19 protein-coding genes are annotated in these 21,817 nt (G+C 67.6%); 1 reads left to right on the forward strand and 18 read right to left on the reverse strand.

What is annotated here, in order from left to right; all coding sequences use genetic code 11:
- Positions 1–66 precede the first annotated feature (66 nt).
- The 15 genes from ftsZ to mraZ all read right to left on the reverse strand — a co-directional run bounded on the left by ftsZ (position 67) and on the right by mraZ (position 17,607).
- Positions 67–1,302, reverse strand: a complete 1,236-nt coding sequence (gene ftsZ / locus L880_RS0114125) for a cell division protein FtsZ (RefSeq protein ID WP_027476230.1) — start codon at positions 1,300–1,302, stop codon at positions 67–69.
- 226 nt (positions 1,303–1,528) lie between these two features.
- Positions 1,529–2,758 carry a cell division protein FtsA gene (gene ftsA / locus L880_RS0114130; protein ID WP_019574097.1) on the reverse strand — a complete coding sequence of 410 codons (1,230 nt, stop codon included), beginning with the start codon at positions 2,756–2,758 and terminating at the stop codon, positions 1,529–1,531.
- A gap of 41 nt (positions 2,759–2,799) precedes the next feature.
- Positions 2,800–3,594: a cell division protein FtsQ/DivIB gene (locus L880_RS0114135; RefSeq protein WP_027476231.1), complete on the reverse strand. Its 795-nt coding sequence runs from the start codon at positions 3,592–3,594 to the stop codon at positions 2,800–2,802.
- Positions 3,595–3,600: 6 nt separating this feature from the next.
- Positions 3,601–4,578 carry a D-alanine--D-alanine ligase gene (locus L880_RS0114140; protein ID WP_019574099.1) on the reverse strand — a complete coding sequence of 326 codons (978 nt, stop codon included), beginning with the start codon at positions 4,576–4,578 and terminating at the stop codon, positions 3,601–3,603.
- Entirely contained in the window at positions 4,578–6,032 is a 1,455-nt protein-coding gene (murC, locus tag L880_RS0114145) for a UDP-N-acetylmuramate--L-alanine ligase (RefSeq protein ID WP_027476232.1), read from the reverse strand. Before murC ends, L880_RS0114140 begins: the two co-directional genes overlap by 1 nt.
- Positions 6,029–7,093: an undecaprenyldiphospho-muramoylpentapeptide beta-N-acetylglucosaminyltransferase gene (murG, locus tag L880_RS0114150; protein WP_027476233.1), complete on the reverse strand. Its 1,065-nt coding sequence runs from the start codon at positions 7,091–7,093 to the stop codon at positions 6,029–6,031. The genes murC and murG overlap by 4 nt, the downstream gene beginning before the upstream one ends.
- Positions 7,090–8,364 carry a putative lipid II flippase FtsW gene (gene ftsW, locus L880_RS0114155; protein ID WP_027476234.1) on the reverse strand — a complete coding sequence of 425 codons (1,275 nt, stop codon included), beginning with the start codon at positions 8,362–8,364 and terminating at the stop codon, positions 7,090–7,092. Before ftsW ends, murG begins: the two co-directional genes overlap by 4 nt.
- A complete protein-coding gene (gene murD, locus L880_RS0114160; protein ID WP_027476235.1) occupies positions 8,361–9,989 on the reverse strand; it encodes a UDP-N-acetylmuramoyl-L-alanine--D-glutamate ligase in 1,629 nt (542 codons plus the stop codon). Before murD ends, ftsW begins: the two co-directional genes overlap by 4 nt.
- Positions 9,990–9,992: 3 nt before the next feature.
- Positions 9,993–11,171 carry a phospho-N-acetylmuramoyl-pentapeptide-transferase gene (gene mraY, locus L880_RS0114165; protein WP_027476236.1) on the reverse strand — a complete coding sequence of 393 codons (1,179 nt, stop codon included), beginning with the start codon at positions 11,169–11,171 and terminating at the stop codon, positions 9,993–9,995.
- Positions 11,172–11,201: 30 nt separating this feature from the next.
- Positions 11,202–12,620: a UDP-N-acetylmuramoyl-tripeptide--D-alanyl-D-alanine ligase gene (locus L880_RS0114170; protein ID WP_027476237.1), complete on the reverse strand. Its 1,419-nt coding sequence runs from the start codon at positions 12,618–12,620 to the stop codon at positions 11,202–11,204.
- An 8-nt stretch (positions 12,621–12,628) separates the two neighbouring features.
- Positions 12,629–14,152, reverse strand: a complete 1,524-nt coding sequence (locus tag L880_RS0114175; protein WP_027476238.1) for a UDP-N-acetylmuramoyl-L-alanyl-D-glutamate--2,6-diaminopimelate ligase — start codon at positions 14,150–14,152, stop codon at positions 12,629–12,631.
- Complete coding sequence (locus tag L880_RS0114180) at positions 14,152–15,885, reverse strand: peptidoglycan D,D-transpeptidase FtsI family protein (protein ID WP_027476239.1); 1,734 nt, start codon at positions 15,883–15,885, stop codon at positions 14,152–14,154. The genes L880_RS0114175 and L880_RS0114180 overlap by 1 nt, the downstream gene beginning before the upstream one ends.
- The gene (gene ftsL / locus L880_RS0114185) at positions 15,882–16,181 is read right to left on the reverse strand and encodes a cell division protein FtsL (RefSeq protein WP_027476240.1); all 300 of its coding nucleotides are present in this window, start codon (positions 16,179–16,181) and stop codon (positions 15,882–15,884) included. The genes L880_RS0114180 and ftsL overlap by 4 nt, the downstream gene beginning before the upstream one ends.
- 61 nt (positions 16,182–16,242) lie before the next feature.
- Positions 16,243–17,169, reverse strand: a complete 927-nt coding sequence (gene rsmH, locus L880_RS0114190; RefSeq protein ID WP_027476241.1) for a 16S rRNA (cytosine(1402)-N(4))-methyltransferase RsmH — start codon at positions 17,167–17,169, stop codon at positions 16,243–16,245.
- Positions 17,170–17,178: 9 nt separating this feature from the next.
- A complete protein-coding gene (gene mraZ / locus L880_RS0114195; protein WP_027476242.1) occupies positions 17,179–17,607 on the reverse strand; it encodes a division/cell wall cluster transcriptional repressor MraZ in 429 nt (142 codons plus the stop codon).
- Positions 17,608–17,623: 16 nt separating this feature from the next.
- Between mraZ and L880_RS35635 the strand changes: the two genes are divergently transcribed.
- Complete coding sequence (locus L880_RS35635; protein ID WP_157462874.1) at positions 17,624–17,896, forward strand: hypothetical protein; 273 nt, start codon at positions 17,624–17,626, stop codon at positions 17,894–17,896.
- 16 nt (positions 17,897–17,912) lie between these two features.
- Here the strand turns inward: L880_RS35635 and hslU are convergent, their stop codons facing one another.
- From hslU to L880_RS0114210, 3 genes are all read right to left on the reverse strand, one after another.
- Positions 17,913–19,247: an ATP-dependent protease ATPase subunit HslU gene (gene hslU / locus L880_RS0114200; RefSeq protein ID WP_027476243.1), complete on the reverse strand. Its 1,335-nt coding sequence runs from the start codon at positions 19,245–19,247 to the stop codon at positions 17,913–17,915.
- A 60-nt stretch (positions 19,248–19,307) separates the two neighbouring features.
- The gene (gene hslV, locus L880_RS0114205) at positions 19,308–19,856 is read right to left on the reverse strand and encodes an ATP-dependent protease subunit HslV (protein WP_019574112.1); all 549 of its coding nucleotides are present in this window, start codon (positions 19,854–19,856) and stop codon (positions 19,308–19,310) included.
- Positions 19,857–19,957: 101 nt separating this feature from the next.
- Positions 19,958–21,817, reverse strand: coding sequence for an STAS domain-containing protein (locus L880_RS0114210; RefSeq protein WP_027476244.1), 1,860 nt, complete (start codon positions 21,815–21,817; stop codon positions 19,958–19,960).

A 21,817-nucleotide genomic window follows, 5' to 3' on the forward strand; every position in this document is an offset into this window, starting at 1 on the left:
CAGGGCCTCGGGGCTTTGGCAGTGGGCCCCGCAGGGGGCCCATCAGGCGGGGGGATCAGGCGGCGATCAGTCGGCTTGCTTGCGCAGGAAAGCCGGGATCTCCAGGTCGTCCATGCCACCCGACACCAGGGCGTCGACCTTGGCGGCGGCCTGGGTGCGGTTGGTGCGCCACACGCTGGGCACGCTCATGCTGCCGTAGTCGGAGCCGCCCACGGTGCTGCCCATGCCCACCTGGGCCACGCCGCCCACACCGGCGCCAGCCGAGGCCACGGGCAGGTTGAAGCCGACGTTGTCGGTGCCGGTGCGCAGCACCTGCAGCGGAGGCGCGGCACGGCGTGCGTTCTGGCGGCTCAGGCCGGTGGCCACCACGGTCACGCGGATGTTCTCACCCAGCGAGTCGTCGTAGGCGGCACCGTAGATCACGTGCGCATCGGGCGATGCGTAGGCGTTGATGGTGCTCATGGCCAGCTTGGACTCGGACAGCTTCAGGCTGCCCTTGGCGGCCGTCACCAGCACCAGCACGCCCTTGGCGCCCGACAGGTCGATGCCTTCGAGCAGCGGGCAGGCCACGGCCTGTTCGGCGGCGATGCGGGCGCGGTCCGGGCCGCTGGCCACGGCGGTGCCCATCATGGCCTTGCCGGGTTCGCCCATCACGGTGCGCACGTCTTCGAAGTCGACGTTCACATGGCCGTACTCGTTGATGATTTCGGCAATGCCGCCGACGGCGTTCTTCAGCACGTCGTTGGCGTGGGCAAAGGCTTCGTCTTGCGTGATGTCGTCACCCAGCACGTCGAGCAGCTTCTCGTTGAGCACCACGATCAGCGAGTCGACATTGGCTTCGAGTTCGGCCAGGCCATCGTCGGCGTTGGCCATGCGGCGCTTGCCTTCCCAGTCGAAGGGCTTGGTCACCACACCGACGGTGAGGATGCCCATTTCCTTGGCCACGCGGGCGATCACCGGCGCGGCGCCGGTGCCGGTGCCACCGCCCATGCCGGCGGTGATGAACAGCATGTGCGCGCCCGAGATGGCGGCACGGATGTCTTCCAGGGCGGCTTCAGCGGCATCACGGCCCTTGTCGGGCTTGCTGCCGGCACCCAGGCCGCTTTGGCCCAGCTGGATGGTGCGGTGTGCCGCGCTGCGACCCAGGGCCTGCGCGTCGGTGTTGGCGCAGACGAACTCAACGCCCTGCACATGACGCTGGATCATGTGCTCCACGGCGTTGCCGCCCCCCCCACCAACGCCAATCACCTTGATCTGAGTGCCCATGTTGAATTCTTCAACTTCGATCATTTCGATGGTCATCTTGTTGCTCCTGAATCTGCCTGCTTTGCAATTGCCAAAAATTTTTTACTGACGGAATTGTGACTTGCCTTGAGCGTCTTATGGCGGTCCTGTAGAGTGCCAGCGCTCTTTTTCTTGCAAGGGCGGGCTGCCTCTGGCCAGCCAGCGTTTGCGAGGCGGCGGCCCCAAGGCCGGCCCCCCCGAAAACGGGGCGCTGCCGGCCAGGAAAAGAGGCCGCTGGGCCATGTCAGAAATTCCCCACGATGAAGTCCTTGAAGCGGCCGAACGCCGTCTTCATGGAGCCACTCTTCTGCGCCACCTTGAAGCCGCGGATGCGGGCCTGGCGGGCTTCCTCCATCAGGCCCATCACGGTGGCGGCGCGCGGCTGGGCCACCATGTCGGACAGGGCGCTGGAGTACTTGGGCAGGCCACGGCGCACCGGCTTCAGGAAGATGTCTTCGGCCAGTTCGACCATGCCCGGCATCACGGCACTGCCGCCGGTGAGCACGATGCCCGAGGACAGCACCTCTTCATAGCCCGACTCGCGGATCACCTGCTGCACCAGCGAGAAGATCTCTTCGACGCGCGGCTCGATCACGCCGGCCAGGGCCTGGCGGCTCAGCATGCGCGGGCCGCGGTCGCCCAGGCCGGGCACTTCGACCTGGGTCTCGGCATCGGCCAGCAGTTGCTTGGCGTAGCCCGATTCGACCTTGATGTCTTCGGCGTCCTTGGTCGGGGTGCGCAAGGCCATGGCGATGTCGCTGGTGATCAGGTCGCCCGCGATCGGGATCACCGCGGTGTGGCGGATCGCCCCATTGGTGAAGATGGCCACATCGGTGGTGCCGGCGCCGATGTCGACCACGGCCACCCCCAGCTCGCGCTCGTCATCGGTCAGCACGGCCTGGCTGGAGGCCAGCGGGTTGAGCATCAGCTGCTCCACATCGAGGCCGCAGCGGCGCACGCACTTGATGATGTTCTCGGCCGCGCTCTGGGCGCCGGTCACGATGTGCACCTTGGCCTCCAGGCGCAGGCCGCTCATGCCGATGGGCTCCTTGACGTCCTGGCCGTCGATCACGAACTCTTGCGGCTCGACCAGCAGCAGGCGCTGGTCGGTCGAGATGTTGATGGCCTTGGCCGTCTCCACCACGCGGGCCACGTCGGCCGGGGTGACTTCCTTGTCCTTGACGGCCACCATGCCGCTGGAGTTGAGGCCGCGGATGTGGCTGCCGGTGATGCCGGTGTAGACGCGGGTGATCTTGCAGTCGGCCATCAGCTCGGCCTCCTTGAGCGCCTGCTGGATGCTCTGCACGGTGGCGTCGATGTTCACCACCACGCCGCGCTTCAAGCCGTTGCTGGGGGCCACGCCCAAGCCCGCCAGCTTGAGCTCGCCGCCGGGCAGGACCTCGGCCACCACCGCCATGACCTTGGCAGTGCCAATGTCCAGGCCCACCACCAGATCCTTGTATTCCTTTGCCATATGTGTACCTGTTCTATTCTGTGTTGGTTGGGTCTGTGTTCTTATTTCTTGGGCATCTTGGGCAGGTCGGCGCTGACCGTGGTCACGCCGCGCAAGCGCAGCGCATAGCCTTCGGTGTGGCGCAGATCGGCCGATTCGAGCGAGCCTGGGCGGCGTCCGTAGCGCGAGGTGACCTGGGTCAGCGTGGCCACGAAGCGGCGCGTGCGGGCCAGCACCTCATTGACGCTGCCACTGCCCAGTTCGATCGTGGCGCCCGAGTCCAGCGTGGCACGCCAGCCGCCACGCGGGGTCAGCTCCAGTTCGGCCAGATCGAGTTCGACCTGCTGCAGGATGGGGCGCAGGCGGCCATACATGTCGAGCACCTCGACCGATTGGCCGGCCGGGCCGTACAGGCGCGGCAGGTCGTCCTGGTCCACGTCGTCGACGTTGGCCTCGAACACCTCACCGAAACTGTTGAGCATGCCCGAGCCGCTCTCCGGCCCCCACAAGGCCACCGGCACATGCTCTTCGAGCGTGATCTGCAATTGATTCGGGAACTGGCGCCGCACCGCGGCATGGCGCACCCAGGGCACGCCCTCGAAGGCCTCGCGCACCTGGCGCAGGTCGACGGTGAAGAAGTTGCCCATCAGCTTGTGCGCCACGTTGGCGCGCAGGGTGACCGCGTTGTTGTGCGTGAACTCACCCTGCACCGAGAGGCTGCCGATCGAGAACGCCGGGTGCCGCAGCACCCACCAGCCGCCCGAGGCCACGACCAGGGCGACACAGCCCATGAACAGGACCGAAGCGGTCAGGTTCATCAGCTTGACGTCCAGGGGTACGGCCAGGGGATCACTCATGGCGCATCAGGCTCCGGCTTGCGGTTTGACAGGGCTGTCGAGCGTGGCACCGGCCAGCACCTGCAGGCACAGGTCTTCGTAGCTCAGGCCGATGGCGCGGGCCGACATCGGCACCAGCGAGTGGCCCGTCATGCCCGGCGAGGTGTTCATCTCGAGCAGGAAGGGCTTGCGGTCGCTGGCACGGATCATCAGGTCGGCACGGCCCCAGCCCCGGCAGCCCAGGGCGCGGTACGAGGCCAGCACGATGCGCTGGATCTCGGCCTCTTCCTCGGGCGGCAGGCCGCTCGGGCACTGGTACTTCACGTCGTCGGTGAAGTACTTGTTCTGGTAGTCGTAGGCGCCTTCGGGCGCGACGATGCGGATCACCGGCAGGGCCCGGGCCTCGGCGCCGCTGCCCAGCACCGGGCAGGTCACCTCTTCGCCCTCGATGAATTCCTCGCACAGCACGTCGGGGTCATAGCGGGCCGACAGCGTGACCGCGTCCTGCATCTGGGAGTAGCCACGCACCTTGGTCACACCGATGGACGAGCCTTCACGCGGGGGCTTGATGATCAGGGGCAGGCCCAGTTCATCGGGTACCTGGCGCACTTGCTCGCGGGTCTGCTGCTCGGGCGACAGCCACACATAGCGCGGCGTGGGCAGGCCCTCGGCGCTCCACAGGCGCTTGGTCATGACCTTGTCCATGGCCACACTCGAGGCCATCACGCCCGAGCCGGTGTAGGGGATGCCCAGCAGTTCCAGCGCGCCTTGCACCGTGCCGTCTTCGCCATGGCGGCCGTGCAAGGCGATGAAGCAGCGCTGAAAGCCATGCTTCTTGAGTTCGCTGAGGTCACGCCCGGCCGGGTCGAAGGGGTGGGCGTCCACGCCGCGCGACAACAGGGCCTGCAACACGCCCTGGCCCGACATCAACGACACCTCGCGCTCGGCCGAGGTGCCGCCCAGCAGCACCGCCACCTTGCCCAGATCACTTGCCTGGATGTTCATCAAACCTGCCCTCCCACACCACTCACAACACCACTCACCACACCTTGTTGTGCCTGCTGCTGCAGCCACTCCACCACCTTGGCCGGCACCCCGCCGATGGAGCCCGCGCCCATGCACATCACCACATCGCCTGCCCGGGCGTTGGCGGCAATCGCCTGCGGCAGTTCCTCGACCCGGTCGACGAACAAGGGCTCGACCTTGCCGGCCACACGCAATGCCCGGGCCAGTGCCCGGCCGTCGGCGGCCACGATGGGGGCCTCGCCCGCGGCATACACCTCGGTCAGCAGCACCGCATCGGCGTGGCCGATGACCTTGATGAAATCCTCGAAGCAGTCGCGCGTGCGGGTGAAACGGTGCGGCTGGAAGGCCAGCACCAGGCGCCGGCCCGGAAAGGCACCGCGCGCGGCTGCCAGGGTGGCGGCCATCTCCACCGGGTGGTGGCCGTAGTCGTCGATCAGGGTGAAACGCCCGCCGTCGGCCGTGGGCAGCTCGCCATAGCGCTGGAAGCGCCGACCCACGCCCTTGAACTGGGCCAGACCGCGCTGCAGGGCTTCGTCGGGGATGCCGAGTTCGACCGCCACCGCGACCGCCGACAAGGCATTGAGCACGTTGTGTTCGCCGGCCAGGTTCAGCACCACGGGCAGGTCGGGCATCGTCACGCCGTTGCGGCGTTGCACGGTGAAATGCATCTGCCCATCCACCGCGCGCACATCCACGGCGCGCACCTGGGCCTCTTCGCCGAAGCCGTAGCTGGTGATGGGGCACTGCACGCGGGGCATGATCTCGCGGATGGCCGCGTCGTCCGAGCACAGGATGGCCGTGCCATAGAAAGGCATGCGGTGCAGGAAATCCACGAACGCCGACTTCAGCTTGTTGAAGTCGTGGCCGTAGGTCTCCATGTGGTCGGCATCGATGTTGGTCACCACCGCCATCACCGGCAACAGGTTCAGGAACGAGGCATCCGACTCGTCGGCCTCGACCACGATGTACTCGCCGCTGCCCAGCTTGGCATTGGCGCCGGCGCTGTTGAGCCGGCCACCGATCACGAAGGTGGGGTCCAGACCGGCCTCGGCCAGCACGCTGGTGACCAGGCTGGTGGTGGTGGTCTTGCCATGGGTGCCGGCAATCGCGATGCCCCGCTTGAGGCGCATCAGCTCGGCCAGCATGACGGCACGCGGCACCACCGGAATGCGTTTCTCACGCGCTTTCAGCACCTCGGGGTTGTCGGCCTGCACGGCCGTCGAGGTGACCACGCAGTCCACGTCTTCAAGGTGGGACGCGTCGTGGCCCACGAAGGTGCGGATGCCCAGGCCCTGCAGGCGGCGCAGGGTGGCGCTGTCGGCCAGGTCGGAGCCCGAGATGGTGTAGCCCAGGTTGTGCAGCACTTCGGCGATGCCGCTCATGCCGGCCCCGCCGAGGCCCACGAAATGGATGTGACGGATGGCGTGCTTCATCGGGCCAGCTCCTCACAGGCGCTCACCACCTCGGTGGTGGCTTCAATCTTTTGCATCTTCTTGGCTTGCTCTGCCCGCGCCAGCAGGTCGGCGCGGGTGGTTTGGAGAATCAGCCCGGCCAGGTGCTCGGGCGTGAGTTCGGTCTGCGGCATCAGCCAGCCCCCGCCGGCTTCGACCAGGAAGCGGGCATTGGTGGTCTGGTGGTCGTCCACCGCAAAGGGGAAGGGAACATACACCGCCGCCGCACCCACGGCCGCGATCTCGGTCACGGTGCTGGCGCCGGCGCGGCAGAGGATCAGGTCGGCCTCGGCAAAGGCGGTGGCGGTGTCGTCGATGAAGGGCGTCAGTTCGGCCTGCACGCCGGCGGCACGGTAGGCCTCGCGCAGCGCGTCGATCTGCTTGGCGCCGCTTTGGTGGATCACCTGCGGGCGCTGGGCTTCGGGGAGGCGGGCCAGCGCCAGCGGCACGGTGTCGTTCAGGGCCTTGGCGCCCAGGCTGCCGCCCACCACCAGCACGCGCAGCGGGCCGCTGCGACCGGCAAAGCGCTCGGCCGGGGCGGGCTGCGAGGTGAAGCCGGCGCGCAGCGGGTTGCCCACCCAGCGGCCCTTGGCCATCACCTGGGGGAAGGCGGTGAACACGCGGTCGGCCACACCGGCCAGGATCTTGTTGGCCATGCCGGCCACCGAGTTCTGCTCGTGCAGCACCAGGGGCTTGCCCAGCAGCACGGCCATCATGCCGGCCGGGAAGGTGATGTAGCCGCCCAGGCCCACCACCACATCGGGCTGCACGCGGCGCACCACCTGCAGGCTTTGCCAGAAGGCCTTGAGCAGGCGCAGGGGCAGCAGGAACAGGGTCTTCAGGCCCTTGCCGCGCACGCCCGAGAAGTCGACCGTTTCGAAAGTGAAGCCACGCGGGGGCACCAGCCGGCTTTCCATGCTGTCGGGCCCGCCCAGCCAGTGCACGCGCCAGCCGCGTTCGCGCAGGGCCTCGGCCACGGCCAGGCCGGGGAAGATGTGGCCGCCAGTGCCACCGGCCATGATGAGGGCGGTCTTGGCGCTCATACCCGGCCCCCCTTCATCATCACCTTGTTCTCGTAATCGATGCGCAGCACCACGGCAATGGTCACCAGGTTCATGAGCACGGCCGAGCCGCCATAGCTCATCAGCGGCAGGGTCAGGCCCTTGGTGGGCAATGCGCCCAGGTTCACGCCCATGTTGATGAAGGCCTGGAAGCCCATCCAGATGCCCACGCCCTGCGCCACCAGGCCGGGGAACACCCGGTCGAGCGCAATCGCCTGGCGCCCGATGTGCATCATGCGGCGCGTCATCCACAGGAACAGGCCGATCACGCACAGCACGCCCACCAGGCCGAACTCTTCGCCGATCACGGCCAGCAGAAAGTCGGTGTGGGCTTCGGGCAGCCAGTGCAGCTTCTCGACGCTGCCGCCCAGGCCGACACCGAAGATCTCGCCCCGGCCGATGGCGATCAGCGAGTGCGACAGCTGGTAGCCCTTGCCCAGCGCGTTGTGCTCGCTCCAGGGGTCCAGGTAGGCAAAGATGCGCTCGCGCCGCCAGGGCGAGGCGGCGATCATCAGGCCGAAGGCGCCCACCAGCACGGCCGCGATCAGGAAGAACATGCGGGCGTTGACCCCGCCCAGGAACAGAATGCCCATGGCGATCACGGCGATCACCATGAAGGCGCCCATGTCGGGCTCGGCCAGCAGCAAGGCGCCCACCAGGGCCACCGCAGCGCCCATGGGCCAGACGGCCTGGAAGAAGCGCTCTTTCACTTCCATCTTGCGCACCATGTAGTCGGCGGCATAGAGCAGCACGGCAAACTTGGCCAGCTCGGAGGGCTGAAAGCTCAGCGGGCCCAGGCCGATCCAGCGACGGGCGCCGTACACCACCTTGCCCACGTGCGGGATCAGCACCAGGATCAGCAGCACCAGCGAAACCACGAACAACCAGGGCGCGGCCTTCTCCCAGACCTTCATCGGCACCTGGAAGGTGAGCAGCGCAGCCACAAAGCCCATCACCAGCCACAGGGCGTGGCGGGTCAGGAAGTAGGTGGGCGTGTAATTGGCAAAGCGCGGGTTGTCGGGCATGGCCACCGAGGCCGAATACACCATCACCAGGCCCCAGGCCAACAAGGCCACCGTGACCCAGACCAGCGCCTGATCCACCCCCAGCATGCTGGCGCGCATCGGCTCGCCCCGACCCTCGTCGGCCGACCAGGTGCGGATGGGTAGCACCTCGCCCGCGGCCTTGGACACGCCGCTGAACCAGCCCGAAAGCCGGCCCGAGAAGCCGAGGGTGGCGTTGCGCGTGTTCATGCGAAGCCGCCCTCCAGGGTCTGGCCAGCCTCTTCGGCCAGCAGCTGCACCGTGTCGCAGAACACGCGGGCCCGGTGGGCGTAGTTGTCGAACATGTCCAGGCTGGCGCAGGCCGGCGACATCAGCACCGCGTCGCCCGGCTGGGCCAGCTCGGCGGCCAGGCGCACGGCCTCGGGCAAGGTGGCGCAGCGGTCGCAGCGCACACCGCTGTCTTGCAGCGCGGCGGCGATCTGGGGGCCGTCGCGGCCGATCAGCACCACGGCGCGGGCAAAGCGGCTGACCGGCTCGGCCAGGGGCGAGAAATCCTGACCCTTGCCGTCGCCGCCCAGGATGACCACCAGGCGGCGGTCGGCGCCCAGGCCCTGCAGGGCCGCCACGGTGGCGCCCACATTGGTGCCCTTGCTGTCGTCAAAGTATTCAACCTCGCGCACCAGGGCCACCGACTCGACCCGATGCGGCTCGCCCAGGTATTCGCGCAGGCCATACAGCATGGGGCCGATGGCGCAGCCGGCCGCGCTGGCCAGCGCCAGCGCCGCCAGGGCGTTGGTGGCGTTGTGGCGGCCGCGGATGCGCAGGGCATCGGCGGGCATCAGGCGCTGGATGTGCAGCTCTTCGGCTTCGTCCTTGCGGCGCTTGCGGGTCTCGTCGGCCTCGAGGGCGCGCACCAGCCAGGCCATGCCGTTGACCACCTCGATGCCGAAATCGCCCGGGCGCTGCGGCATGCCGGCGCCGAAGGTGACGTGGGCGCGGATCTGGGGCTTTTGCAGCTTCACCCGCTGCGGCGCCGGCAGCATGGCCATGACCGCCGCATCGTCGCGGTTGAGCACCATCAGCGAGCGCTCGCCGAACACCCGGGCCTTGGCCTGGGCATAGGCCTGCAGGCTGCCATGCCAGTCAAGGTGGTCTTGCGTGACGTTGAGCACGGTGGCGGCGGTGGGCTCGAAGCCGGTGATGCCGTCGAGCTGGAAGCTGGACAACTCCAGCACCCAGACCTGGGGCAAGGTGCCGGCGTCCAGATGCTGTTGCAGCGTGTCGAGCAAGGTGGGGCCGATGTTGCCGGCCACGGCCACGGTCTTGCCGGCCCGCTCGACCAGCTGGCCGGTCAACGAGGTGACGGTGGTCTTGCCGTTGGTGCCGGTGATGGCCAGCACGGCCGGGGCGTAGGCCTTGGGGGCCGGCGCGGGTGCCTCAGCTTCGGGCTGGGGGTCTGAAGCCGGCTTGGATGGGTCTTCGGACGGGCGTTCAGAGGGGGTGTCACCCGCCGCCTCAGGCAGCTCGGCCAGTTGCGCCAGCGCGTGGGTGAACAGGCTCAGTTCGCCCCCCACCCACAGGCCGACGGCGCGCGCCGGCTCACAGACCACGGCCACCGAGGCCGGCGACAGGCCGGGCGATCGGAACACGGCACGCACATCGGTGCCTTCGACCAGCGCGGCGCTGAAGGGGCCGCCCACAAAACGCACCTCAGGCCATTCGGCGTGCAGGGTGGCCAGTTGCGGCGGTTGCTCGCGGGTGTCGGCCACGGTCACGCGGGCACCCTGACGCGCGCACCAGCGCGCCATCGCCAGGCCGGACGCGCCCAGGCCCAGGATGAGCACGTGTTGATCTTGCAGGGAGGGCTGGCTCACGGCTTACCTCAGCTTCAGGGTGGTCAGGCCCAGCAGACACAGCAGCATGGTGATGATCCAGAAGCGGACCACGACCTGGGTCTCTTTCCAGCCACTCTTTTCGAAGTGGTGGTGCAGCGGCGCCATCTTGAGCAGGCGCCGGCCTTCGCCGTACTTGCGCTTGGTGTACTTGAACCAGCTCACCTGCAGCATCACCGACAGGGCCTCGACCACGAAGATGCCGCCCATGATGGCCAGCACCACTTCCTGGCGCACGATGATGGCAACGGTGCCCAGCGCGCCGCCCAGGGCCAGGGCCCCGACGTCGCCCATGAAGACCTGGGCCGGGTGGGTGTTGAACCACAGAAAGGCCAGACCTGCGCCGGCCATGGCCGAGCAGAAGATCAGCAGCTCACCCGAGCCCGGGATGTGCGGGAACAGCAGGTATTTGCTGTAGACCGCGCTGCCCGTGACGTAGGCGAACACGCCCAGCGACGAGCCCACCATCACCACCGGCATGATGGCCAGGCCGTCCAGCCCGTCGGTCAGGTTGACCGCGTTGCTGGAACCGACGATCACCAGGTAGGTCAGGATCACGAAGCCGAACACGCCCAGCGGGTAGCTGACCTCTTTGAAGAAGGGCAGCAGCAGGCCGGCCTTGGGCGGCAGGTCGACGTCAAAGCCCGAGCGCACCCAGGTGATGAACAGCTCCAGCACGCGCAGGTTGGACACCTCGGAGATGCTGAACACCAGGTACAGCGCAGCCAGCAGGCCGATCACCGATTGCCAGAAATACTTTTCGCGCGAGCGCATGCCCTCGGGGTCTTTGTTGACCACCTTGCGCCAGTCGTCCACCCAGCCGATGGCGCCGAAGCCCAGCGTGACCAGCAGCACGATCCAGACGAAGCGGTTGCTCAGATCCGACCACAGCAGGGTGGAGATGGCGATCGACAGCAGGATCAGCACGCCACCCATGGTGGGGGTGCCGCTCTTGCTGAGGTGGCTTTCCATGGCATAGCCGCGGATCGGCTGGCCGATCTTCAGGGCGCGCAGGCGACGGATCACGGCGGGGCCGGCCAGCAGGCCGATCAGCAAGGCGGTGGTGGCGCCCATGACGGCGCGAAAGGTCAGGTACTGGAACACCCGGAAAAATCCGAACTCGGGCGACAGCGTCTGCAACCATTGGGCAAGACTCAGCAGCATGGTTGCTTCTCCTCAAATACAAACACAGTCTCAGGCGAGCGGCGCATGGGGCACCTCCTGAGCGGGGCGGGTGGCGGCTTCGATCGCCGCGATCACGCGCTCCATCTTCATGAAACGAGACCCCTTCACCAGCACCGAGGCCTGGGCCGGCAAAGCGGCCAGCACCTCGTCGCGCAAGGCGTCGAAATCGGTGAAATGCCGGCCCCCCGCAAAGGCGCGGGTGGTTTCGGCGGTCAACTCGCCCAGCGTCAGCACCTGATCGATGCCACGCTCGCGGGCATAGGCGCCGACCTCGGCATGGAAGGCCGGGCCCTGCTCGCCCACCTCGCCGAAATCGCCCAGCACCAGCAGGCGCGGGGCCGGCAGGCTGATCAGCACATCGATGGCGGCACGCACCGAATCGGGGTTGGCGTTGTAGGTGTCATCCACCACGGTCAGCGGGTGGGCGGAGGCGCCCTCGCCCAGCACGGCCTGCCAGGCCCGCGAGCGGCCCTTGACCGGGGTGAAGGCGGCAATGCCTTGCTCGATGGCGGCCACCGGCACGCCGGCGCCCAGCGCGCAGGCCACGGTGGCCAGCGAGTTGCGCACGTTGTGCAGACCGGCCAGGGCCAGGGTGTAGTTCAGCGTGCCGGCCGGGCTGTGCACCTGCACGGCCCAGGCCGCGCCGGTCCAGCGGGCCGAGCCCAGCGTGACCTCGGCAGCGACGCCTTCGGTGGCCGAGAAACGCAGCAGCCGGGCTGCCGGGCCGGCCAGACCGGCCCACAGCCCGGCATAGGGCTCGTCGGCCGGGAACACCGCCACGCCGCCCGCAGGCAACTGGGTCAGCACCTGACCGTTTTCGAGCGCCACGGCCTCGACCGTGCCCATGAATTCCTGGTGCTCGCGCTGGGCGTTGTTGACCAGGGCCACGGTGGGGCGGGCCAGAGGGGCCAGGTAGGCGATCTCGCCGGGGTGGTTCATGCCCAGTTCGACCACCGCGGCGCGGTGCTCGGGGCGCAGGCGCAGCAGGGTCAGCGGCACGCCGATGTCGTTGTTGAAATTGCCGGCCGTGGCCAGCGCGGCCTCGCCCCAATGGGCGCGCAGCACCGAGGCCAGCATCTGGGTGGTGGTGGTCTTGCCATTGCTGCCGGTGACCGCGATCAGCGGGCCGGTGAAGCGTTGGCGCCAGGCAGCCGCCAGGGTGCCCAAGGCCAGGCGGCTGTCGGCCACCTCGACACCGCTCAGGCCAGCCTCGCCCAGGCCACGTTCGGCCAGGGCGGCACTGGCGCCGGCGCCGGCGGCCTGGGGCAGGAAGTCGTGGGCGTCGAAGCGCTCGCCGCGCAGGGCCACGAACAGGTCGCCGGCCTGCAGCGTGCGGGTGTCGGTGTGCACCCGCTGCAAGGGGGTGTCGGGCTGGCCCAGCAGGCGCGCGCCGGGCAAGGCGGCGGCCACGTCAGCCAGGGTGAGCATGCAGGTCGTCAAAGGCCTTCTCCGTTGTGGCGCAGGGCCTCTTCAATGATCTTCTGGTCGGAGAACGGCAGGCGCACGCCTTCGATCTCCTGGTAGGCCTCGTGGCCCTTGCCCGCCACCAGCACCACATCGGCCGGGGCGGCCTGGGCCAGCACCTCGCGGATGGCGGCGGCGCGGTCCAGCTGCACCTCCACGCAGTCGCGGTGGCTCAGACCCAGCAGGATCTGGCTGATGATGAGTTCGGGTTTTTCAAAGCGTGGGTTGTCGCTGGTCACCATGACCACGTCAGCCTCTTTCTCGGCCACGGCAGCCATCAGCGGGCGCTTGATCGGGTCGCGGTCGCCGCCACAGCCGAACACGCACCACAGGCGGCCACCGCGCTCGGTGGCGGCCGGGCGCAGGGCCTGCAAGGCTTTTTCGAGGGCATCGGGGGTGTGGGCGTAGTCCACCACCACCAGGGGCTGGCCGTCGCCGCCGCGGCAATCCATGCGGCCGGGCACGGGCAGCAGGGTCTGGCAGACCGCCACCGCGTCGGCCAGGGGCACGCCGAGCGCGCGCTGGGCCGCGATCACGCCCAGCAGGTTGCTGACGTTGTAGGCGCCGATCAGCGCGGTGTGCAGGGTGTGGCTGTGCTCAGCCTCGTGGATCTCGAAGCTGAGGCCGCGTGCACCATGGCGCAGGCCGCTGGCACGCAGGCGGGCGGGCGCATTCAGCGAGACCGTCCAGAGGTCGAGCGGGCCGGCCTGCAGGCGCTCGGCCAGCGCGGCGCCCTGGGCATCGTCCACATTGATCACGGCGGCCTGCAGGCCGGGCCAGCCGAACAGCGCCTCTTTGGCCTGCCAGTAGGCGGCCATGCTGCCGTGGTAGTCCAGGTGGTCCTGGGTGAAATTGGTGAACAGGGCCACGCGCACGCGGCAGCCATCAAGCCGGTGCTCGGCCAGGCCGATGGACGAGGCCTCGATGGCGCAGGCCTTCAGGCCCTGGTCCACGAAGCGGCGCAACTGGCGTTGCAGCAGCACCGGGTCGGGGGTGGTCATGCCCGTGCCGCTGATGTGGGCCAAGGGGTCGTCCGCGCCCGGGGCGGGCACCCGGCCCGTGCCCAGTGTGCCGACCATGGCGCAGGGATGGGCCACGGCGGCGGGCAGGTTGGACAGGGCCTGGGCCAGCCACCAGGCGGTGGAGGTCTTACCGTTGGTGCCGGTGATGGCCAGCAGGTCGATGTGCTCGCTGGGGTGATCAAACCACTGGGCGGCAATGGGGCCGGTGGCGGCCTTGAGGCCTGCGAATGGGGCCACGGGCGCATCCAGTGGCCAATCGGCCAGGGCCTCCAGGCCGCTTTCTTCGACCACGCAGGCGAGCGAGCCCTGGGCCAGGGCGGCGCGCACATAGCGGCGCCCATCGGTGGCCGCACCGGGCCAGGCGATGAAGGCCGCACCGGGGCTGAGCTGGCGGCTGTCGGGCACGATGTCGGTGGCGCCCTGGGCGCGCAGCCAGGACACCAGTTCGGCGGGGCTGTGGAGGGGCTTCAGCATCAGAAGGACTCCTCGACTTCCTGCGCCACCACCTGCGGCTTGACCGACAGGTCGGGCTGCACGCCCATCATGCGCAGGGTCTGTTGCACCACTTCGCTGAACACCGGGGCGGCCACGGTGCCGCCGTAGTACTGGCCGGCGCTGGGTTCGTCGACCATCACGCCCACGATGATGCGGGGCTTGTCGATGGGCGCCATGCCCGTGAACCAGGAGCGGTATTTGTTGCTGGCGTAGCCCTTGCCCACCTGCTTGTGCGCGGTGCCCGACTTGCCGCCGACCGAATAGCCCACGGTCTGGGCCTTCATGCCGGTGCCGCCCGGGCCGGCCGCCATCTGCAGCATCTTGCGCACCGCAGTGGCGGTCTGGGGCGAGAACACCTTGACGCCGCTGGCGCGGTTGTCGTTCTTGAGGATGGTGGCGGGGATGATCTCGCCGTCGTGGGCAAACGCGGTGTACGAACGCACCATCTGGAACAGCGAGGCCGACAGGCCATAGCCGTAGGACATGGTGGCCTGCTCGATGGGGCGCCAGCTCTTGTAGGGGCGCACCCGGCCCGACACGGCACCGGGGAAGGAGATCTGCGGCTTCTGGCCGAAACCGAGCGCGGAGTAGGTGTCCCACATCTCATGCGGGCTCATGCGCTGGGCGATCTTGGTGGCGCCCACGTTGCTCGACTTCTGGATCACGCCCTCGACCGTCAGCACGCCGTAGTTGTGGGTGTCGGTGATGGTCGAGCCGGTGATGGTGAGGCGGCCCGGGGTGGTGTCGATGATGGTCTGGGGCGTGATGCGGCCGGCCTCCAGGGCCATGCCCACGGTGATCGGCTTCATGGTCGAGCCGGGCTCGAAGGTGTCGGTCAGGGCGCGGTTGCGCAGCTGCTCACCGCTCAGGTTCTGGCGCTTGTCGGGCTGGTAGCTGGGGTAGTTGGCCAGGGCCAGCACCTCGCCGGTGCTGGAGTCGATCACCACCACACTGCCGGCCTTGGCCTTGTTGGCGATCACAGCCTCACGCAGGCGCTGGTAGGCAAAGAACTGCACCTTGCTGTCGATGCTGAGTTCGATGTCGCGACCGTCCATCGGGGGGATCTGCTCGCCCACGTCTTCCACCACACGGCCCAGGCGGTCCTTGATCACGCGGCGCGAACCGGGCTTGCCGCCCAGGTCCTTGTTGAAAGCCAGCTCGATGCCTTCCTGGCCCTGGTCTTCGACATTGGTGAAGCCGACCACGTGGGCCGCACTTTCGCCTTCGGGGTACTGGCGCTTGTATTCCTTGCGCTGGTAGATGCCCTTGATGCCGAGCTCGGCCACCTTGCGGGCCACGGGCTCATCGACCTGGCGCTTGATCCAGACAAAGGTCTTGTCTTCGTCTTCGAGCTTCTTGTTGAGCTCGGCCAGGGGCATCTCGATCAGGCGGGCCAGCTCGCGCAGCTTGACCGGGTCGCGGTCCACGTCTTCGGGAATGGCCCACAGGCTGGGCGCCGGCACGCTGGAGGCCAGGATCAGGCCATTGCGGTCCAGGATGCGGCCCCGGCTGGCCGGCAGCTCGAGCGTGCGGGCGAAACGCACTTCGCCCTGGCGCTGGAAGAAGGCATTGGCCACCACCTGGATGTAGGCCGCGCGGGCCGCCAGGCCGAGAAAGCCCAAGGCCACCACCGCGACGATGAATTTGCTGCGCCAGACCGGGGTCTTGCTGGCCAGCAAGGGGCTGGAGGTGTAGAGCACGCTGCGGCTCATTGCTTGCCCCCTGCCCCATCCGTCTGGGCATTGCCGCCGTACTGCACGTACTGGGTGATCGACGGCGTGGCGTTGCGCATCTGCAGCTGCGTGCGCGCCAGCCGTTCGATGCGCGAAGGTGTGGCCTGGGCCCGCTTCTCGACTTGCAGGCGGTCGTTCTCGAGCTCGATCTTGCGCGCCTCGGCCTGGGCCTTGTCCAGCGCCATGAACAGGCGACGCGACTCATACTGGTTGTGCACCAGGTACAGCGCGCTGAGCACGATGGCCACCAGCAGGACCAGGTTGAGACGGGTCACGCGCGCCACTCCCCGCAGCCGACGGCTGCAGCCAGGGCGAGCTCAGGCAGGCGCCAGGCGCTCATGCCACCTCCGTGCGTTGGGCCACCCGCATGATGGCGCTGCGTGCGCGCGGGTTGCGGGCCACTTCGGCCTCACCGGGCTTGATGCGGTCAAGGGCCTCGAACTTCATGGGCTGGGGCGCAGCAAAGGGGGCACGGCGGTCGTACACCTCTTTGGAGTGCTTGGCCACGAATTGCTTGACGATGCGGTCTTCCAGCGAGTGGAAGCTGATCACCGCCAGCCGCCCGCCGGGCGCCAGCACCGACAGCGAAGCCTCTAGCGCTTGTTGCAGCTCTTCAAGCTCGGCGTTGATGAAAATCCGAAGAGCCTGAAATGTGCGCGTTGCAGGGTTCTGGCCCGGCTCGCGGGTTTTGACCGTGCCAGCCACGAGCTCGGCCAGCTCGGCGGTGGTTGAAATTGGGCCCCGTTCCTGTCGGCGAGCAACAATCGCCTTTGCAATCGGAAAAGCAAACCGTTCTTCGCCGTAGTCACGTATCACCTCCGAAATCTGTTGAACCTCCGCCGTGGCCAGCCACTCAGCCACGCTCTCACCGCGCGTGGTGTCCATGCGCATGTCCAGCGGGCCATCGAAGCGGAAACTGAATCCGCGCTGCGGGTTGTCGATCTGGGGTGAGCTCACGCCCAGATCCATGAGAACACCGTGGACGCTGCCGGCCGGCAGCTCGCCCAGGTGGCAAAAACCTTCGTGCCGGATGGAAAAACGCGCATCGGTGATGCGCGCGGCTTCCTGGATGGCATCGGGGTCTTTGTCGAATGCGATCAGCCGGTCATGCGGCCGCAGCCGCGAGAGCAGGAGGCGCGAGTGGCCGCCGCGCCCGAAGGTGGCGTCCACATAGGTGGCCGGGCCGTCGGGTGGCGGGTTGCCCAGCAAGGCGTCGACCGCCTCGTCAAGCAGGACCGTGGTGTGTTGGAAAGGGTTGTCCACCGAGGGGCCTCAAAAAGAAAAGTCCTTGAAGACCTCGGGCATCTCGCCCTGCATGGCCTTGGCTTCCTGCTCGTCGTAGGTCGCCTTGTCCCAGAGCTCGAAGTGATTGCCCATGCCCAGCAGCATGGTGTCCTTGGCGATGCCGGCCGCCTGACGCAGTTCGGGCGACACCAGCACACGGCCGGTGCCGTCCATCTCGACGTCCATCGCGTTGCCCAGAAAGATGCGCTTCCACCACTGGGCGGACATCGGCAGCTCGGCCACGCGTTCGCGGAACTTCTCCCACTCAGGACGCGGAAAGATCATCAGACAGCCATGGGGGTGCTTGGTGATGGTCAGTTGACCCGCAGCCGTCGCGCTCAGGACGTCACGATGCCGGGTCGGCACAGAAAGCCGGCCCTTCGCATCCAGACTCAGAGACGAAGCCCCTTGAAACACGACAGCACACCCCAGGTTGATTTCCGGCGCTCAGGTGGCGAAAACAGCTTTTGAAGGCACTTTTCACCACTTAATTGCACTTTTTTCCACTGTAGCAGGAAATGCTCACGCCGCAAGGGGACTTGCCACAATTTTTTGTAATGAAATCAAGGACTTAGAGACCAAACCGAAAGTCGTCGGCGGCCAAAAATCGTTCCAGATGAAGCACTTAGCTCAGGCTCTGAAAGTGAACTGTGAAGCTCCAGTGAAGCCAGGCAACGCGCAGCGGCCCATGACGGGCCAGCTGTGAAACCGGGCTCGAATTGTCAGAGGATGTAACGCGACAAATCCTCGTCCTGGCTCAGTTCGGCCAGACGGGCATCGACAAAGGCCGCGTCGATGCGCACGGTCTGGCCCTGCAGTCGGGCCGCGTCAAAGCTCACCTCATCGAGCAGGCGCTCCATGACGGTGGACAAGCGGCGGGCGCCGATGTTCTCGGTGCGTTCGTTGACCTGGAATGCCGTCTGGGCCAGGCGGGTGATGCCTTCGGGGGTGAATTCGAGGGTGACGCCCTCGGTGGCCAGCAGGGCCTGGTATTGCTTGACCAGGGAGGCGTGGGTCTGCACCAGGATGGCCTCGAAATCCTCGACCGACAGCGACTGCAGTTCGACGCGGATCGGGAAGCGCCCCTGCAACTCGGGGATCAGGTCGCTGGGCTTGCTCAGGTGGAAGGCCCCCGAGGCAATGAACAGGATGTGGTCGGTCTTGATGATGCCGTACTTGGTGGACACGGCCGTGCCTTCCACCAGGGGCAGCAGGTCGCGCTGCACGCCCTGGCGCGACACCTCGGCACCGCTGCCTTCGCTGCGCGAGGTGACCTTGTCGATCTCGTCGATGAAGACGATGCCGCTCTGCTCGGCGTGGCTGAGGGCCTGGGCCCGGATCTCTTCTTCGTTGACCAGTTTGGCAGCCTCTTCGTCGACCAGCTGGCGCAACGCATCGGCGATGCGCAGCTTGCGTGTCTTGCGCTTGCCCTGCCCCATCTGGCTGAACATGCCCCGCAGCTGCTCGGTCATTTCCTCCATGCCGGCCGGGCCCATGATCTCCAGGGGCTGCTTGTTGTCGGCCAGGTCGATCTCGATCTCGCGGTCATCCAGCTGGCCTTCACGCAGCTTCTTGCGGAAGGCCTGGCGCGCGGCACCGTCGGGGACGGGTTCGGTCGGCTCGCTGCCGAACACCGGTCGGGCCGGCGGGATCAGGATGTCGAGGATGCGGTCTTCGGCCGCGTCTTCGGCCCGGGTGCGCACCTGGCGCTTGGCGGTTTCACGGGCCTGCTTGACGGCCACCTCGGCGAGGTCACGGATGATGGAGTCCACGTCCTTGCCGACATAGCCCACCTCGGTGAACTTGGTGGCCTCGACCTTGATGAAGGGAGCGTCGGCCAAGCGGGCCAGCCGGCGCGCGATCTCGGTCTTGCCCACGCCGGTGGGGCCGATCATGAGGATGTTCTTGGGGGTGATCTCGGGGCGCAGCTTGGCATCCACCTGCTGGCGGCGCCAGCGGTTGCGCAGCGCAATCGCGACTGCGCGCTTGGCACTGGCCTGGCCGACGATGTGATTGTCCAGTTCGGACACGATTTCCTGGGGGGTCATGGAAGACATGGGCAGATCCTGGGGGGCCGCCCGCCAGCGCCTGGGGCTGGCCGGGCTGAAACGGGCTGATCAGTCGAGGGTCTCGATCGTGTGGTGCATGTTGGTGTAGATGCACAGCTCGCCGGCGATCGCCAGCGACTTGCGCACCACCTGCTCGGGCGGCAGGTCGGTGTTCTCGATCAGGGCCTTGGCGGCCGAGTGCGCATAGGAGCCTCCCGAGCCGATGGCCACGATGCCCTGCTCGGGCTCCAGCACATCGCCATTGCCGGTGATGATCAAGGAGGCCTCCCGGTCGGCCACGGCCAGCATGGCCTCCAGGCGCCGCAGCACGCGGTCGGTGCGCCACTCCTTGGTCAGTTCGATGGCCGAACGCACCAGGTGGCCCTGGTGCTTTTCCAGCTTGGCCTCGAAGCGCTCGAAGAGGGTGAAAGCGTCGGCGGTGGCACCGGCAAAGCCGGCCAACACGCGACCGTGGTGAAGCTTGCGCACTTTGCGGGCCGTGCCTTTGACAACGATGTTGCCCAGGGTCACCTGGCCATCGCCGCCGATGGCCACCAGCACGCCAGAGGGGGTTTGCCGACGCACGCTGAGGATGGTCGTTCCGTGAAATTGTTCCATAGGGTTCTGAAATAAGGGCGCGGCGCCGATTTGCAACCGGTCAACAACCAATCATCGTGCCGCTGGTCAGCCCGCGCGCCTGGGCGACGGGACGGGAGGGATCAATCCTGCCGGGGCATCACCTTGGCATGCTCGTTGATGCCGATGACATTGAAGAACACCGCCACCAGCCGGTTCAGGTGCTGGAACTGCACCTGGGTGCCCTCGGCCTGCCGGGCGGCAGCCCAATTGAGCACCGAGCCGGCCGCGAGGAAGTCGATGCGCACCAGGCGGGCGCAATCGACCACCAGCACGCGCGGAATCTGGTACCCCGGCAAGGGCACAGGCAGGGTGCCTTCGACGTCCGTGGTCACCTCGCCCGACAGCGCGACCGAAATCGGCGCAGAAGCGCCCATGCCGGTGTCCATCTGGGACATCTCGCCCACCAAGGCGGTCGAGGCGAACTCGGTCTGGAAACGCGATGCCGCGCCAGAGGCCGCGCCCGGGGTGGGATGGGACTCCAGCGCAGCGCCATCACCCGTGACCACCAGGCATTCGCAATACGGCGCCTGCCAGGACGGCGGCGACAGCTCGTAGGTCACACAGTAATCGAGCGCGACCAGCTCAAACTCTTCGGCACGCCCCAGCAGGCGCAGGGACTCCATGCGCAGACGCCACCAGGACTGGGGCACGTCGGCCTGGCCGGAAGGGGTTTGCGCCCGCAGCAGGTCGTCCAGCACGGCCATCCCCTGCCAGCGCAGGCGCACGCGCGAACTGGCCCAGTCGGCCACCAGATCGGCCAGTGGGTCCACCGCAGCCGGCTCGATGTGGCTCAGGCGCGTCCAGTCAAGCAACCAGGGCGAGGCGGCACGCTCCAGCGCGACCTGCAGGGCCGACAGCACCGTCGGGGTCAGCACCGGTGGCGCGATCCACTGGTAGCCCGGCGCCTGGTCGGCCACGTCAAAGCTGTGCTGACGCGCCCGCCCGCTCTCGTCCGACCAGTGCCCCCACAAGGGGCCGGATTTGCCGAAGATGCCGGCAAAGTCGATCGCAGAACTGTCGAAGCGATCCTGCTGACCGGTGGAGCGGTACAGATCGAACAAGGCCATCCACAGCGGTTCGCGCCGGATCAGACTGGGTTGTCGCAACAACTCCAGCAAGGCCGACTCAGCCGCCTCGAAATCGCCATTGGCGTAGCGGATGGCCGCCTCTTCGAGCTCGGGCAGGTGCACAAATACCAGCGACTCGGGCATGAAGGGCTGCGTCGCGCTGAAATCGATGGGCCCGGAAGCGCCCTGAGGCTGCACGGCCGTGGGGGCAAAGGCCGGGAAATGGGTGCCGGGCTGGGTGGCATCCCAGCGCGTGGCCACGGACACGGTGCCGGGCAACAGGCTGCCCGGCTGGGTGGTGAGGTTGCGCAGCATCGAGGTGCTGACCGTCGAGCTGGGCATGCTCAAAGGCATGGCGTCAGAGGGGGCCACCTGCGGCTTGCGGGCAGGGATGGGGGCGGGGGTTGGCGAGCCCTCGGCGGCCAGGGGTGCAGCGGCCGAGTCCATGCCCAAGGGGCGGGTGGGCGCAAACGCATTGGGCGACACGGCCGGGGTGGCACCCGGCGGCGGCTGCCCCTGCTTGGCACGCCACCACTGCATCGACATCTGGGCCTCGATCTCGTCGATCTTCTTGAGGGTGCCCGCACGGTCTTCGATGCGCGAAGCCAGGCTGCTCTGGAAGAACGAGGGGCGCGCCGGATCGACCGGGGGGTTGAGGGCTTCGCGCTTGCGCAGCTTGCGCAGTTGGTCGAACTCGCGGCGCCGCACAAAGTCGTTGCGCCGCTTGCGCTCGATCATTTCCTTGAGCGCCTGCTTGTTGTAGACGCTGTCACGATCCTCTTCCGGCTGGTTCAGGTCACCCCAGTTGGTGGTCGGGCTCGTGACGAAGCGCACCACCTTGGACAAGAGGCCGGAGGGATCTTCTTTGGTCAT

Source organism: Curvibacter gracilis ATCC BAA-807, assembly GCF_000518645.1.
GTDB lineage: Bacteria > Pseudomonadota > Gammaproteobacteria > Burkholderiales > Burkholderiaceae_C > Curvibacter > Curvibacter gracilis.

Coding starts and splice junctions, on each gene's coding strand:
- ftsZ (WP_027476230.1), bottom strand. CDS start 1,302: ATGACCATCGAAATGATCGAAGTTGAAGAATTCAACATGGGCACTCAG.
- ftsA (WP_019574097.1), bottom strand. CDS start 2,758: ATGGCAAAGGAATACAAGGATCTGGTGGTGGGCCTGGACATTGGCACT.
- L880_RS0114135 (WP_027476231.1), bottom strand. CDS start 3,594: ATGAGTGATCCCCTGGCCGTACCCCTGGACGTCAAGCTGATGAACCTG.
- L880_RS0114140 (WP_019574099.1), bottom strand. CDS start 4,578: ATGAACATCCAGGCAAGTGATCTGGGCAAGGTGGCGGTGCTGCTGGGC.
- murC (WP_027476232.1), bottom strand. CDS start 6,032: ATGAAGCACGCCATCCGTCACATCCATTTCGTGGGCCTCGGCGGGGCC.
- murG (WP_027476233.1), bottom strand. CDS start 7,093: ATGAGCGCCAAGACCGCCCTCATCATGGCCGGTGGCACTGGCGGCCAC.
- ftsW (WP_027476234.1), bottom strand. CDS start 8,364: ATGAACACGCGCAACGCCACCCTCGGCTTCTCGGGCCGGCTTTCGGGC.
- mraY (WP_027476236.1), bottom strand. CDS start 11,171: ATGCTGCTGAGTCTTGCCCAATGGTTGCAGACGCTGTCGCCCGAGTTC.
- L880_RS0114170 (WP_027476237.1), bottom strand. CDS start 12,620: ATGCTCACCCTGGCTGACGTGGCCGCCGCCTTGCCCGGCGCGCGCCTG.
- L880_RS0114175 (WP_027476238.1), bottom strand. CDS start 14,152: ATGCTGAAGCCCCTCCACAGCCCCGCCGAACTGGTGTCCTGGCTGCGC.
- L880_RS0114180 (WP_027476239.1), bottom strand. CDS start 15,885: ATGAGCCGCAGCGTGCTCTACACCTCCAGCCCCTTGCTGGCCAGCAAG.
- hslU (WP_027476243.1), bottom strand. CDS start 19,247: ATGTCTTCCATGACCCCCCAGGAAATCGTGTCCGAACTGGACAATCAC.
- hslV (WP_019574112.1), bottom strand. CDS start 19,856: ATGGAACAATTTCACGGAACGACCATCCTCAGCGTGCGTCGGCAAACC.
- L880_RS0114210 (WP_027476244.1), bottom strand. CDS start 21,817: ATGACCAAAGAAGATCCCTCCGGCCTCTTGTCCAAGGTGGTGCGCTTC.